At 61.4% G+C, this 14,490-nt stretch carries 10 protein-coding genes; 8 read left to right on the top strand and 2 right to left on the bottom strand.

The annotated features are described in order from the left end of the window. Positions 1–36 precede the first annotated feature (36 nt). The 3 genes from ACYQ2I_RS17200 (at position 37) to ACYQ2I_RS17190 (ending at position 1,934) form a co-directional block, all read left to right on the top strand. A complete protein-coding gene (locus tag ACYQ2I_RS17200) occupies positions 37–423 on the top strand; it encodes a DNA polymerase ligase N-terminal domain-containing protein (RefSeq protein ID WP_460168266.1) in 387 nt (128 codons plus the stop codon). Between the two features lie 66 nt (positions 424–489). Continuing rightward, a complete protein-coding gene (locus ACYQ2I_RS17195) occupies positions 490–927 on the top strand; it encodes an archease (protein ID WP_460168265.1) in 438 nt (145 codons plus the stop codon). 155 nt (positions 928–1,082) lie between these two features. Then, positions 1,083–1,934 (top strand): hypothetical protein, encoded by an 852-nt coding sequence (locus tag ACYQ2I_RS17190; protein WP_460168264.1) that lies wholly within the window; start codon positions 1,083–1,085, stop codon positions 1,932–1,934. A gap of 15 nt (positions 1,935–1,949) precedes the next feature. Here the strand turns inward: ACYQ2I_RS17190 and ACYQ2I_RS17185 are convergent, their stop codons facing one another. Continuing rightward, positions 1,950–2,315 (bottom strand): DUF7670 domain-containing protein, encoded by a 366-nt coding sequence (locus ACYQ2I_RS17185; RefSeq protein ID WP_460168263.1) that lies wholly within the window; start codon positions 2,313–2,315, stop codon positions 1,950–1,952. A gap of 197 nt (positions 2,316–2,512) precedes the next feature. On the opposite strand from ACYQ2I_RS17185, the gene ACYQ2I_RS17180 reads away from it, so the two are divergent. Continuing rightward, positions 2,513–5,137: a hypothetical protein gene (locus ACYQ2I_RS17180; protein ID WP_460168262.1), complete on the top strand. Its 2,625-nt coding sequence runs from the start codon at positions 2,513–2,515 to the stop codon at positions 5,135–5,137. A 127-nt stretch (positions 5,138–5,264) separates the two neighbouring features. Further along, on the top strand, positions 5,265–6,719 hold the full coding sequence (gene zwf / locus ACYQ2I_RS17175; protein ID WP_460168261.1) for a glucose-6-phosphate dehydrogenase: 1,455 nt from the start codon (positions 5,265–5,267) through the stop codon (positions 6,717–6,719). Positions 6,720–6,755: 36 nt separating this feature from the next. Here the strand turns inward: zwf and ACYQ2I_RS17170 are convergent, their stop codons facing one another. Next, complete coding sequence (locus tag ACYQ2I_RS17170; RefSeq protein ID WP_460168260.1) at positions 6,756–8,579, bottom strand: prenyltransferase/squalene oxidase repeat-containing protein; 1,824 nt, start codon at positions 8,577–8,579, stop codon at positions 6,756–6,758. Positions 8,580–9,606: 1,027 nt separating this feature from the next. Here ACYQ2I_RS17170 and ACYQ2I_RS17165 point away from each other — a divergent pair. The 3 genes from ACYQ2I_RS17165 (at position 9,607) to ACYQ2I_RS17155 (ending at position 14,469) form a co-directional block, all read left to right on the top strand. Then, positions 9,607–10,560 (top strand): AAA family ATPase, encoded by a 954-nt coding sequence (locus tag ACYQ2I_RS17165; protein WP_460168259.1) that lies wholly within the window; start codon positions 9,607–9,609, stop codon positions 10,558–10,560. Positions 10,561–10,630: 70 nt separating this feature from the next. Continuing rightward, complete coding sequence (locus ACYQ2I_RS17160) at positions 10,631–11,935, top strand: DUF58 domain-containing protein (protein ID WP_460168258.1); 1,305 nt, start codon at positions 10,631–10,633, stop codon at positions 11,933–11,935. A 56-nt stretch (positions 11,936–11,991) separates the two neighbouring features. Continuing rightward, positions 11,992–14,469, top strand: coding sequence for a transglutaminase TgpA family protein (locus ACYQ2I_RS17155; protein WP_460168257.1), 2,478 nt, complete (start codon positions 11,992–11,994; stop codon positions 14,467–14,469). Positions 14,470–14,490 lie beyond the last annotated feature (21 nt).

Below are 14,490 nucleotides of genomic sequence, written 5' to 3'. Positions count from 1 at the left end.
GACGGCGGACTTCTTCCTGCTTTGCGTGATGCCGTCATGCCGCGATTGGTTGTCTTGAAACACGATGCGCCCCGCGGCCTGCATTGGGACTTACTTCTGGAAACCCACACGCGGCTGTGGACGTTTGCCGTCTCCGAGCCGCCCCGAGATTGGGTGAAACGCGAGCGCATGCCGGTCGAACGTCTGCCCGATCACCGAAGACGCTACCTCGAATACGAAGGCCCGATCAGCGACAATCGCGGCGCCGTGTCGCGCTGCGACGCGGGCGACTACGTCGTCCTCTTGCGGCGAGACGGCCGACTGCGATTGGCGGTCGAAACGCGATTGTTGCGAGGAATTCTCGAACTATCGGCCTCGACGACTGCCGAGGCGCCGTCGCGATGGACGTTGTCGTTTCGCGAAGCGAACCCGAGCGGCCGTTGATGCTTCCCCAAGAACGTCGAACCTCCGTTGTGCCGTGTGATCGCAAGCCTACGTGCAAACCACATCATGTTTGAAACCTTCGACCACACCGCCGATATCGGATTGCGGGTCGCCGCCGATACCCTCAAGGACCTGTTCGCCGAGGCGACGCTCGGCTTGTACACTCTCTTGTGCCCGGACCTCGAAAGTGTTCGTTCTGAGGAAAGGCGGAACATCGTCCTCCCCTTTCCGGCCGCGGCGGGCGAAGCCTGCGAACCCGACTACGCCGAATTGCTGCACGATTGGCTGGCCGAAGTGTTGTACGTCTTCGATGTCGAGCGGTTTCTCGCCTGCCGCGTTCACGTATCCTTCCACGAAGGCGAGCTCCACGGCGTGCTCGAAGGGGAACGGTTCGACGCCGATCGCCATACACTCGACTTGGAAATCAAGGCGGTGACCTATCACGGCCTTACCGTCGAACGCACAGCGGAAGGCTGGCGGGCCGAGATCATCTTCGACCTGTAATCGAGAAAAAACTTCACCGATTCACTGGTCAATCAGGTTCCAGGCTCACCCTCGCCGGGGTGTTCGCACCAGGGTATACTTGCCGTTACACTGGAATGCGATTGGATCGACACCGACTTCGTCACACTCCTTCGCCCCTTTTGCGACCGGTCGTCATGGCCCGCGTGTTGATGTTGATATCGTCCGACTCCCGCTCGCTCGCCGCCGGAAAGGCGCTCGACCGCATTGCGCAAGAGTTGGGCGAAATCGACGGCGTCGACGTGTCTCGCATTCCGTCGCTGTACGATCTTCCCGACACCCATCCACTTTTCGCGCAGTTGGCCCGCGAAACGCGACCGATCGGCATCGTTTCGCACTTGGCACCGCGGGCGATCTACTGGTTGCTTCGTGCCCGCGGAATCGACGCGCGGTATTACCTGGGAATCGACGGCATTCCGCTGACGAACGATCGCAAACGCACGCGGCCTGAGGATGCACCGGAAATTCGCTGTATCACCGTGCCGCCGGAACCCCGAATCGAGCGATTGACGACGGCGGTACGACGGTGGATCGGTGATCTCGACGCCGTCGGCGATGATGCAGTGGGCGCCGTCGAGATCGAACGCGACGAGGCCGTGTCCGAACGTTGGTATCCGGTCGTCGATTTCGAACGTTGCACCGACTGCTACGAGTGCCTGAATTTCTGCTTGTTCGGCGTATACGATCTCGACGAGAATTCACGGATCTTCGTGGCGATGCCCGACGAGTGCCGGCCGGGCTGTCCCGCGTGCAGTCGGGTGTGTCCCACGGGTGCGATTCTCTTTCCTCGGCACGACGATCCGGCCGTCTCGGGCCGTAGTGTAAACGACGGCGACCGACGGCTCGATCCGAGTACGGCCGCCGAAGAGCGGGCCGCCGCGTTGCGGGAACAAAAGCCGACCGACCCCGAAGCCGAATCGGAAGAATGGATCACACCGCTCAGCGATCTGGAACGCTGGGTCAAAGAAATCGACGACTTCGAAGGCTGACCCTCGGCGATCATGTCAACCGCCGTCCGGCTTGGAACAAGCCCCCTTCCGTGCGGGCGATGCCCAAAACAACAGCCCGGCCAATACCGGCGGTCCGGCGATCAGCAACCAGGCGACGACGTCGCCTTGATCGAACGTCAGTCCCACGTACCCTGCCGCTGCGAGCCAATACAAGCACGCACCGACCCTCGGCCGTAGCCACGCCGTCGCGAGTATCCCTGCGGCAATCGCCGCCGGAATCAAATGAATCGCGAAGGCCAAGACGGTCTCGCCGAACGGCCGGCCGCTGCCGAAGACGTCCGTCGCAAACAATGCCAGAAAAACGGCGTACAGTGAACCTACAAACCGCGGCAACCAATAACGAAGTGCGTCGGTCCACATTCGGGCATCCTCATCGATGAACCATCGCCGGCGACGATCGTCGGTGTGGGCGAAAGGCTCCGTCACCTGTCGTCGGCCTTCGTCGGGGAAAGGTGTAGTTGTCCGCCGAAAGGGCAAAGGGTACCTTTATCTTGGCGACTCTTTCTTCAAAGATCCCTTCGATTGGCCGCTTTTTCGCCGATTTTTTGGAGCTTGCCATGTATTGCCGACACGGATGGACGGGTACGCGATTGCTCGCGTGCCTGGTGGTGTATCTCGCGGCGGTTGTTTCGACCGGCCCGGTGAACGGTCAGATCCGGGGCGAAGCCTACCTGGGTAACCCCTTCGGCGTGGCGAAAATCGACTTTCCCGCCGATGCCCGTTTCGTCCCCGAAGGACTCGGCGTCCAAGGTGTGTTGATCGAGGAAAAAGACGATCGGGTGCTGTATCCGGTCGTCGCCGGTCCGCCGTTGGGCGGATTCTTCGCCGATTTGGTCGGCGCGGCACCGCCGGGGACCGTCTATTTTTTGTTTCGCGGACAGACTCCCTTGCAGATCACGCTCGTCGGCAGGCAGCCCGTGGCGGTCGTCGTTCAGCCCCGAACCGATCCCCGCGGTTACATGCGGTTGCTGGATGCTTGGTGGGGAAAATACGCCGGTCAGAAATCGCAATCCGACTATCCGCCGTTCGTCGACGTGTACCTGAGGTCGATGCTGGCCTACCGCTTCGGACTGAAACCGCCTGCCGCCGAAGACGACTCGTGGGAAGAATGGTTTCGCTCGAAACTGGGACTGGCGCTCAGCAGCGAGCCGTTGCGGTTGGACATGATCCGCGACCGTTTTTTCCACGGCGACGCCTATCGGCAGACGGCCGATCAGCCGTTGCCCGAGCCGTGGGACGAATCGGCCCCTGTCGAAATTCCCGAGGCCGAAAAGGTCGAGGTCGAGCCGATCGCCGAGCACGTACCGCAGGAATGTTTCTACATTCGTTTCGGCAGCTTCGAAAATTTTCTTTGGCTACAAGATACAATGGCCCGCTGGGGCGGCGATTTCCAAAACCTCGTGGCCCTACGATCGCTGAATTACGGCGTCAAGGAAAAGATCGAGCAACAATTGGTCGTCAAGCAAAGCGCGCTGGCCCGCATGTTCGGCGGAGCGATCGTCGCCGATGTGGCCATGATCGGCCGCGACTTGTATTTTCAGGAAGGCCCGTCGTTCGGGCTGTTGTTCCAGGTGAACAACGGACCGCTGTTTCTTTCCGACTTGCTCAATCGCCGGGCCGAACGGGTGAAGCGGGGTGAAGCGGTCGACGAAAAGATTCAGATCGCCGGACATGAAGTTTCGTACCTGCATTCCCCGGACGGGCGGATCCGCTCGTATCTCGCCTCCGACGGCAATTTTCACCTGGTGACGACCAGTCGGACGATCGTCGAACGGTTTTTCGAAGCCGGAGCGGGTAAAGGGGCGTTGGCGGGACTGTCCGAGTTCCGCCATGCCCGCAAGCTCTTCCCCGTCGCGCGCGACGACACCGCCTTCGTGTATCTGTCGCGGCCGTTCCTGCAAGGGTTGACCGGCCCGGCATACCGCATCGAAACCGAACGCCGTTTGCAGGCGCTGGCCGACATGGACATGCTCCAACTGGCGTTGCTGGCGGCCGCCTCCGAAGGCCACGACATCACCACGATCGAAGACCTGAAACAAGGCGGATGGCTGCCCAAGGACTTCGGACCGCGTCCCGACGGCAGCCGAACCGTTCTCAGCAAGACGGGCGACGTCGTCGACTCGGTCCGCGGTGCGCGCGGGGCCTTCGTCCCGATCGCCGATGTCCCCGTCGAACGGATCACTCCGCACGAGCGCGAGATCTACGCGCGGTTTCTCTCGCATTATGCGCGCGAGTGGCAACGGCTTGATCCGATCACCGTCGCCCTTGCCCGCGACGAACCGAAAGAAGGGCCGGTGCGTTTGATCGTCGACGCCCGCATCACCCCCTTCGCCAAAGAAAACTATCGGCAGGTCATGGAAAAACTGGGGCCGGCCGACCGTTTCCGCCTGGCGCCGATCGAAGGAAACATCGCCCAGTTCGAGGTGATTTTGAATCGAGGGCGCCTGTTCGGCGGCTTGATGGACATGACGCCTCCGCTCGAAATCGAACAGGGCAAGATCGTTCCTACGGGGCGTCTGCGGGACATCTTCGTCGGCTATCTGGGCACAACCGGCGAGGTGGGATGGCTGGGACAAATGAACCGATGGTTCAGTCGTCCGCCGGACGAAAATGGCTACACGGTCGGATTGTTCGGCCTGTGGCGCCGTGAGATGCAGGGGGCGACCGTCTTTTCCTTCCAGCCCGAGGTGCTGGCCCATGCGACGTCGCAATTGCGTTACGAAGAAACCGACCACGAAGTGCATGGCCGCATCGAGATCGGCAACATCGCCCAGGCCCGCATCACTCCCTTGGTCAACGATTTCGTGTACTGGCGGACGCGCCGCACCTCGCTGGGCAACATTCGTCTGTTGCATTCGCTCGAACAGCAGCTTCATGTACCCGGCGAAGACTGCAAGACGCTGGCCGAGATGTTGCTCGACGTCGAACTGCGCTGTCCCTTGGGCGGCGAGTACGAGTACCGGCAAGACGAATTCGGAATCGGCCGATGGACCTCGACGGCACTGCGGCCGGGAGAGGGCGACGGTTTTCTCTCTGCCAAGGCCCCCCAAGGATTCTTGACGCCTCCATTGACTTGGTTTCGCGGATTGAAAGCCGAAGCGCTCGCCTCGCCCGAAGGCGTCGCCGCCCATGCCGAAATCTTGATGGAAATGCCGGATACGCCGCCGAACACCGCCGAGTAATCACCGACGCGAGGCGATCGTCATCCTTTTCGTGTAACGAACATCCCTCGGAGCACGTCCATTGGAAATCGACGGTCGAACGGGTTTTCGACCGAACGACGAGACCGCCACGGAGGAGACGGAGCCGATGTCGAACACGATCGTCATCTTCGGAGCATCGGGCGACCTGACGCGCCGCAAGCTGATTCCCGCCCTGTACGAGCTGTTCCGCAAGAAGCGGTTGCCCGAGCAGACGCGCATCGTCGGTTTTTCGCGCACGCCGTTCGAGCATCAAGCGTGGCGCGACAAACTTGCCGAGCACGCCAAGGAATTCCTAGGCGACAAGTTCGACCAGGCGACATGGGACGCCTTTTGTCCGGCAGTGTATTATCTTCCCGGCGACATCACGAACGTCGACGACTTCCACCGCTTGAAAGCGTTTCTCGACGAAGTGGAAGGCGGCAGACCGGCCGTCCGCGTATACTACCTGTCGACGGCCCCGAAGTTCTACGAACCCGCGGTTGCGCACCTGGGAGCGACGGGCCTGGCGGTCGAAGAACAAGCACCGCGACGTCTGGTCGTCGAAAAGCCCTTCGGCCGCGACCTGGCCGGTGCCCGGGCGCTCAACGATGCGATTCACCGCGTATTCGCCGAACATCAGGTTTACCGCATCGATCACTACCTGGGCAAAGAGACGGTCGCGAACGTTCTCGTGTTGCGATTCGCCAACACGATTTTCGAGCCGATCTGGAATCGCAACTACGTCGACCACGTGCAGATCACCGCCGCCGAATCGGTCACCGTCGGTTACCGGGCCGAGTTCTACGAGACCGCGGGCATCCTCCGCGACATGTTCCAGAATCACCTCATGCAATTGCTCACGTTGACGGCCATGGAGCCGCCGTCGCGACTCGATGCCGATGCGATTCGTGACGAAAAGGTGAAGGTGCTGCGGGCGATTCGGCCGCTGGATGCCGAACGGATCGCCTCGCACACGCTGCGCGGACAGTATCGCAAGTACCGCGACGAACCCGGCGTTCCTCCCGACAGCCAAACTGCAACCTACGGTGTGGTCAAGTTGTACGTCGACAATTGGCGGTGGCAGGGGGTACCGTTCTACTTGCGGTCGGGGAAGGCGATGTCGTGCCGCACGACCCAGGTCGTGATCCAGTTCCGCAGACCGCCGCACATGATGTTCGAAGAAGAAGGCAGCCGCTTGCACGAATCGAACCGGTTGGTGCTGCAAATCCAACCGGCCGAGGGCATTCAATTGCATTTCCAAACGAAAGTCCCCGACGCGGGCATGAAGTTGCGGCTGACCGACCTCGACTTCAACTTTCAAGAGAAATTCGCCGGAGAAATGCCCAAGGCGTACGAGCGTTTGTTGCTCGATGCGATCACCGGCGACGCGAGCTTGTTCGCCCGCTCCGACGAAGTCGAACTGGCATGGGGAATCATCGATCCGATTCAGCAAGCGTGGGACGCGGGCGGACCGCCGCACCTGGAATTGTACGAAGAAGGCGGCTGGGGCCCCCCGATCGCGAACAAGTGGATGGCGCAGGAAGGCCGTCAATGGTTCGACGTGTGTCCCGTGCTTACGTGACACATCGAAGACCGTCGCGTGCTCCCCGGAGGAGCCTCACTCGGCGGTGTCTTCGTCCAACGCATCGCGCAGGTAGATCGCGGGGCTCGAATCGTACAGCGGCATGTGCCGGTAATAGACTTCGAGCGTGCAGACGGCCAAGGCGGTCGAGTAGATGCGTCCTCCCTGGTTGCCGAACCGCTCGATCGGGTCCCAGCTTCCGGCGTCGGGACCGTCCGTCCGCTGCGTGCTCAACAACAGTCGCTGCATGGCCGGGTTCCAGCGTTTCCACACGTCGCCGCCCATGTGGTGCATGACCTGGCTGGCGTAATACATGTAATAGAACCAGGGCTCCGACCGATCGAATTCGGCGGGCGGCATGTGGTTACTCAGCAGGTAGTAGACTCCCACTTTCAGGCCGCGATGGTCGCGAGGCCAGCCCAGGTATTGGCGGCAGAGCAACCCTTCGGCGGTCATCGTCATGGTCGGTGAACTGCCCGGCAAGTACGAATAACGACCGCCGTACTTGTCGGTCTGCGCCGAATCGAGAAATCGCGCAGCCCCTTCGAACACCGAATCGGGAACGCGCAAATACGCCATGCGGGCGCTGCGCAAGGCCATCAATTGCCATCCCAACACGCTCGTGTCGCCCGCCTGGCCCGGGTTGTATCGCCAACCCCCGTTCTTGTGTTGGGCCTTGATGATGAAATCGACGGCCTTCTGCGCCGGTTCGCGAAGTTGCTTGTCGCCGGTCAGGGCGTACGCTTCGCACAAGACGATCGTGGCCTGGCCGTGGGCATACATGTCGCCGATGCCTTCGCCTCGCAAGTCGCCGTCTTTGCCTTGGTGCGTCACCAGCCAATTCAATCCGCGCAGCACGACGAAACGGTAATCGCCTTGGGCGTGCGTCTGCCCGGCCCCCAAGAAGGCCATCAAGGCAAGCGCCGTGCCGGCGGTATCGCTTTTCTGGCCTTGGCCGGTTTCCGAACCGCTTGCCCCGGGAGCCATATGGAACTTGTCGAGACTCCAGCTTCCGTCGGCATTTTGATGACGGGCGAGCCATCGCAGGCCGCGGGCGACGGCCGCTTCGGTCGCGTTCGTTCCCCCTTGCTCGTTCAATAATCGCGAGCGGACGCGAGGATCTCGCCCGGCGAACATGTACCCGATTTGAGCCGGTTCCTGCGACGGCTCGGGCACGTCGAGGGCCATTTCGGTATCGTCGGGAACCTGCGGGATGATGTCGGAGATACCCGACAGATTGACCTCGGCCGCGCCGGGGGCGAACTCTTCGACCAAATCCATCGGTTCGAAATCGCCGGCATCTTCGAATTCGAACGGCTCCGCCAGACGTTCTTCCAGCAACCCCTCTTCACCGGGTGTATCACGATAATTGATCGACGTCGACAACGTGATGCTCGGAGGCGGCGGCTCGTACGCGATGTTCAACAGGCCCAATAATAGAATGAAAATCAAGTGGACGATCAGGCTGATCAGCCAGGCAGGCAAGTCGGTCAGGATCGCCTCGCCGAGACTTCGCCACCGGGCGGGATGCAGAACATGCCGCAGCACGTCGGCTCGCGACACCGGCGGCGATTCTTCGACCGGATCGCTCCAGGGCGATTCGCGGCGTTTTCGCAGCCGCCTTTCGGGAACATGCGGTGCCGGTGCCGGTTGCGGGGCTGCGACCGGCGCGCTCCCGTTGCCCGCCGGACCGCGACGCATCGTCGAGCGAATTCGCGAGGCCCCTTCGATCTCGGCGGCCTGTCGCTTTTGCCAATCGTCGAGCAAACGACGAGCGTATTCTTCTTGCTCTTCGGTCAGCTCGACACTCGTCCCGCAGCGAAAGCAATCGGCCAACGCCAACCAAAGCCGGATCGACATCGGCGCACCGCATTCGGGGCAGGCGCACGCCAGCACGCCGCCGTCGAGCCAGATTTCGCTCGGTGCTTCGACCGACGAATCCGAACTCGGCCCGTCTAATTCGGTGCTCGATTCGTTTAGCCGAGTCATGCCTGCCGGGATTTAAGTCCGTTCGATCGCCGAACCCGCCGCGACCACGCGATCGCTCTCGCGCGTCGGCAGTTTGCCGCGATCGCCGAACAATCGTGTCCTATACGTTCAAGAAAAGTAGACCGATGAGACGCCGGGCCGTGCTGCGAACTCCAAGGACCCCACGGCCGCACGTGTTGTCACGACGTTTTCTGCCCTGTCTCCCCATTATAACGGCGATGGTGCCGGAAGTCCTAGGCGAACTCCTCGTTGCGGTAGTGAGCAACACATCGAGAGCAGTTCGCCGAAGTTGCCGAAATGAGGACGCGTTTCACGGCCGCATTGCGGTTCCTATGCCGAAGATTCGCCCTCCGACACCGAATATTCGGCAAAATTGCGATCAGTCGTAACCTTGCGCCGTGGCACCGGGTTGGGTTCATTGGGAGCGCCGCGCATTTGCCCGCGACGGAAAGCCGAAACGAAAACTAACGAGCTGTCCTGTCCCGATCGTTTCTCGAACCGATCGGGGGGGGTGCCGTCGCAGTTATAGGGGATTCCCGCTCTCTCGTTATCCGATTCGAAGGTCGTCCCGCGCCGCAAAGCGGTTTTGTTGGGGGAAACACGGCACCGGGCCCACCACCACGCGAAATGAATCGTTGTCCACATCCGGCGGCAAGGGCGGCTTTGACGACTCGACAGTCATTTGTCGTACGACGGGGGTGGATTACCCCTCATCGGGTGATTCGCCCAATCACGAGTTCCGGCGTACACTTGCGTAGCATCCTTATTCGCGAGACCATAGACGATGAAAACCGACTCGACGACCCATTCGCCCTCAACGACCACCCCGATCGATTGGTCTGGCGGTTCTGTCAAGGGTGAAATGAAAAATTCCCGAAATCAAGGGCCGGTCGCTTCCATGAACGACGAATCTATTCCGGCCGCCGTCGAACAGATCGAGCGGCTGCGCGAAAACATCAACCGTGTCGTCCTCGGCAAGGACGACGTCGTCCGCATGTGCCTGCTGGCCTTGCTGGCGGGCGAGCATTTGCTGTTGGAAGACGTCCCCGGTGTCGGCAAGACGTTGTTGGGCCGGGCGATTGCACGGAGCGTTTCGGGCAAGTTCCGGCGCATCCAATTCACGCCCGATCTGCTGCCGGCCGATGTCACCGGCAGCTCGATGTTCGACAACCGCGAACAGCGGTTCGTGTTTCATGAAGGGCCGATCTTTGCGAACATCGTGCTGGCCGACGAAATCAACCGCACGACGCCGCGAACCCAAAGCGCCTTGCTCGAAGCGATGTCGGAGGGTCGTGTGTCGGTCGACGGCAACAGCTACGACCTGCCGCGTCCCTTCCTGGTCATTGCGACCCAGAACCCGGTCGAATTCGAAGGAACCTATCCGTTGCCCGAAAGTCAGCTCGACCGATTTTTGTTGCGTGTATCGATCGGGTACCCCGGTCGCGAAGAAGAACGGCGGTTGTTTTCCGACCATCGTGACGGCGAACCGGTCGACAAACTCGAACCGGTCCTGAGTGCCGAAGAAGTCCATCACTTGCAGAAACTCGTCCGCAACGTAAAAGTCGACGACTCGCTGTCCGGATACATCATGGACATCGTCGAGGCGACGCGAAACTGCAACGAATTGCGGGTGGGCGTGAGTGTCCGCGGATCGCTTGCCCTGTATCGTGCCGTGCAGGCCTTGGCGCTGCTGAACGGCCGAGATTACGCCGTGCCCGACGACATCAAACAATTGGCCGTGCCGGTGTTGGCGCACCGGGTGATCGCACACGGATACCTGCACGGAGGCCAGCGTGAGGCGGTCGAGGCGATCGTGCAGCGTTTGGTCGACGACATTCCCGTTCCTCATTGATCGCCGCATTGGACGACAGCCCGTAGACGATCGCTCGTCGGCACTGCGGCGGTGAACGGATATCCTCATCATGGCTCGGCCGAAAACTCTCAAATCGACGTGGCGTACCCGACTGACCCGCGTAGGCTGGTACTATCTCGTGCTGGCCGGCGCGGTGATCGCCGCGGCGACAATCCGGCAGGTCAACTTGATGCTGTTGATCGGCGGCCTGGTATCGGGACCGCTGTTTTTGAGTTGGTGGACGGCAAGGGCGAATCTGAAGCGTCTCTCCGTCCGCCGCCGACTGCCGCGCGAAGTGTGCGTCGGCGATCCGCTCGTCGTTCGGATCGACCTCGAGAGCGGCTATCGTTTGCGCGGCGTGTGGTCGGTAGTGGTGGAAGACGTTCTCACCGGTCCCGAGGCAGGCGACCCCGAACTCGTCCGCGGCGCCGTCTTGTTTCGGTACCTGACGCCTCGCAAACGGCAGGCCCTCTCGTACGAAGCGAGACTTTCGCGGCGAGGACGCTATCGAGTAGGCCCCGTGCACATCTCGACACGCTTCCCCTTCGGGTTGTTCCGCGTCGTGCGGACGGTCGAGTTGCCCGACGAAGTGATCGTCTTCCCGCGAATCGGAACCTTGCGTCCCGATTGGTTTCCCAGTCATCACGCTTTCGAAGGTCGAACACGGCGCGAGACGCGGGCGCATCGGGCCACGGGAGATTTCTTCGGCGTGCGTGAATACCAGCAAGGCGACAGTGCCCGATACATTCACTGGCGACAGTCGGTCAAGCACGGCGAATTGGTCGTCCGCCAATTCGAAAAACCCCGCAACCGCGACGTCGTCGTGCTGCTCGACTTGCACTGGAGCGACGCGGACGGTGAACGTCCCACGGAGGATACGAAAGATCCCGTAGAACTCGCCGTCGGGCTTACCGCCACTTTGATCGACGGCTTGAGTCGGCGCGGCGGTGCCGGCATCGCCCTGGGATTGGGCGGCAACAAGGCGACGTGGATCCGCGGCCCCGTCTCCAGCGGCATGTTGGGCATGGCGATGGAAACCCTGGCCACGATCCAACCGGCCGAACGGTCGCAACTGCCCGAATTGCTGAACAAGGCGGGCAACGGGGCATTCGCCGCAGGCGAGGTGATCGTGGTTTCCACCCGGCCGGTCGTCGGCGAGGCGTACGATCGACTCATGCAGCGCGTGGCCGCCACCGTCCCCGCGCCGCGATTACGAATCGTCGATACGTCCCAATCGGAGGTGTTCCGATTCTTCTCGCCGATACGCGAAGAGACGAATCCGCGACGACGGCAAACGAAATCGACGTCGTCGACCGAAACGAAAGAGCCCGAGCCGGTCGCCGTGTCGAGCGACCGCGACGAAAGGAAACCGTAGCCGAAAGGCTCCTGCGATCGAGTTCAACGTCGGTTCGAAGAACCAGGTAGCATCCCGTGGCAAGCATTGCGGTCCCCGCCGACAACACGAATCTCGACGAGACGTTTCCGGAACGGACGACGCGGATCGAGCGTTTGTTGCAGATTGCCGTTGCGATTTTGGCGGCGTTGGCGACGACGATGTTGGGCATCGGTGCGCAAAACCCGTGGCTGCCCGTTCTGGCCGTCTTGGCGTCGATCGTCTCGCTGTGGTGGACGGATATCGGCGGCAAGCTTTACCTCAGCCGCACGTTGGTCAACGTCGCCATGCTGGCGGCCCTGGCGGTCGTCGTGTGGCAGGTGTTCACCTTCCAAGGAACGCTGCAAGTCTTCAGTGCGGCGAACTTGCTGGTCTACTTGCAGGTCATTCTGCAATTCCGGCGAAAGACGTTGAAAACCTACCGCTACCTGGTCGCCCTGAGCCTGTTTCAAGTCGTTTCGGCCGCGGCATTCGTTCAAGGGGCCTTGTTCGGGCTTTTGCTGCTGCTGTACCTGGGAACGGGGATCGCCACGTTACTGCTGCTGCAAATGCACGAGACCGAATTGCGGTTCGTGCACGAGTATTGCCGCAGTACCGGTGAACTTTCGGAAGGCAACGGAAAGCGACCGCCGACGCGCACCTTCGGGGCACCTCCTTCCGGCGATGCCGCCGAGGTTCGCCTGGGCTGGCCGTTGTGGCGCCGCATGCTGGGACTGGGATTCGGCACGATCCTGCTGACATTGGCGATGTTTTTCATCATTCCCCGCATCGGCGGCGAACCGTGGCGAGGGCATCAGACGCGGCCCGCGTCGATGGTCGGGTTCTCACCGACCGTCCGGCTCGGCGAGTTGGGCGAAATCATCGAAGATCCGCGGCCGATCATGCGGGTGAAACTCATCCGTACCGACACGAACAAGACCTTCCGCGCCGTCAGCCCGTTGTATCTGCGCGGCGCGGTGTTGACGCAGTATTACCGCGGACTGTGGGCCCATCACGGCCCCGGCGGACGCCGGTATCGTCGCCTCGAATCGGGCCCCATCGGCCCGGACGCCGACAAGCCCTTCACCATTCAGCAAATCACGATCGAACCGAGCGAACGCCCCGAACTGTTCGCCGTCTGGCCGTGCTTCAACATCCGCGAAGAACAGCGCGTGTATTACGACGCCTTGCGACAACGGTTGTTTCGGCCTCGCGAACTGACGAACCAGCGGTTCGCCTACGAGCTGGGAACGACCGCCTTTCGCGGACAAGACCTGGATGCGCTCACCCCTTCGACCGAACTGTTCAACATTTGGGTCCACATGCAATTGCCGCAGGATCCCACGCAGTTCGGGTTGCGTCGGCTGCGGGAACTGGCGGCCCAATGGGCTGAAGAATCGGAGGTTCCTCCCGACGATCACTACCGGCTGGCGATCTATTTCACTTCACGATTTCGCGATTCGAACGAGTTCGCCTACACGCTCAATCCGCCGGAACGCGATCCCGAGGTGGATCCGATCGAAGACTTCCTCTTCGTTCACCGGCAGGGACATTGCGAATACTTCGCGACGGCACTCGCGTTGATGCTCCGCAGCCGCGGAATTCCCGCCCGCGTAGTGGTCGGATACAAGACCGACGAATTCAACCGTTTCGGCCAGTACTACCAGGTACGGCAATTACACGCCCATGCGTGGGTCGAAATCTACCTCGGTCCGAACAAGATTCCTTCGTATCTGCTGGCCGGTGGAGAAAACGCCCGCGACCGGTACTTGCGCGGCGGCTGGCTGCGTTTGGATCCGACTCCCTACGCCCGCGACGAGCAGATTGCCCGACGCAACATCTTCGTGCGTATGGGCAGCGCCTTGAACTGGCTGGACTACCTTTGGGTGCATTACATCGCCGATTTGGACCAGGGCCGCCAAGAGCAAACCATCTACCGCCCGTTGGCCGAAACCGTAACCAAGCAAGTCAAATCGGCGTTCGACCGCGAATGGTGGGCGCGGTTTCGCGCCGGGTGGATACATTACGCGTCGCAAAATCGCGGACGCCTGATCTTCATGGGATCGGCGGTGTTGATCGTTGCGGCACTACTGATCACGTTATGGCGGGCGTTGCGGAACAAGTATCGCGTCCTCTTGTGGCTGTACCGAAAGTTCGGTTTCCGACCCAAGCGCTGGGCCGACGCCGACCGAATCGCGATCGAATTCTATCGCAACCTCGAACGTCTTTTGGCCCGCTACGGCATGAAACGACCGATCAATCAAACGCCGCAGCGGTTCATCGAAGTGGTCGGCGCTCAACTGGCTGCCGAAACGGGAGAAAGCGACCTGACGCCCGGCATTGTTCGCATCGTCGAAACCTATTACCAGGTTCGTTACGGGGCGCATCCGTTGAGCATCGAACAGGCGGCCGAGGTCGACCGGGCGCTGAGTCGATTGGAGCAGGTGTTGAGAAGCAATGTGGGCCGCCGATTCAAACGCCTTCGACGCACTCTGGGCAAAACGGGGCGACGACTGATCCGGCGCAGTCGCGAATGAGGCTTTCGCGCGCTGTTTCGG

Source organism: Thermostilla marina, assembly GCF_054657455.1.
Note: the sequence above shows the minus strand (reverse complement) of the source record. Positions and strands in the feature narration are given on the sequence as shown.

Coding starts and splice junctions, on each gene's coding strand:
- ACYQ2I_RS17160 (WP_460168258.1), top strand. CDS start 10,631: ATGGCTCGGCCGAAAACTCTCAAATCGACGTGGCGTACCCGACTGACC.
- zwf (WP_460168261.1), top strand. CDS start 5,265: ATGTCGAACACGATCGTCATCTTCGGAGCATCGGGCGACCTGACGCGC.
- ACYQ2I_RS17185 (WP_460168263.1), bottom strand. CDS start 2,315: ATGTGGACCGACGCACTTCGTTATTGGTTGCCGCGGTTTGTAGGTTCA.
- ACYQ2I_RS17195 (WP_460168265.1), top strand. CDS start 490: ATGTTTGAAACCTTCGACCACACCGCCGATATCGGATTGCGGGTCGCC.
- ACYQ2I_RS17200 (WP_460168266.1), top strand. CDS start 37: ATGCCGCGATTGGTTGTCTTGAAACACGATGCGCCCCGCGGCCTGCAT.
- ACYQ2I_RS17180 (WP_460168262.1), top strand. CDS start 2,513: ATGTATTGCCGACACGGATGGACGGGTACGCGATTGCTCGCGTGCCTG.
- ACYQ2I_RS17170 (WP_460168260.1), bottom strand. CDS start 8,579: ATGTCGATCCGGCTTTGGTTGGCGTTGGCCGATTGCTTTCGCTGCGGG.
- ACYQ2I_RS17165 (WP_460168259.1), top strand. CDS start 9,607: ATGAACGACGAATCTATTCCGGCCGCCGTCGAACAGATCGAGCGGCTG.
- ACYQ2I_RS17190 (WP_460168264.1), top strand. CDS start 1,083: ATGGCCCGCGTGTTGATGTTGATATCGTCCGACTCCCGCTCGCTCGCC.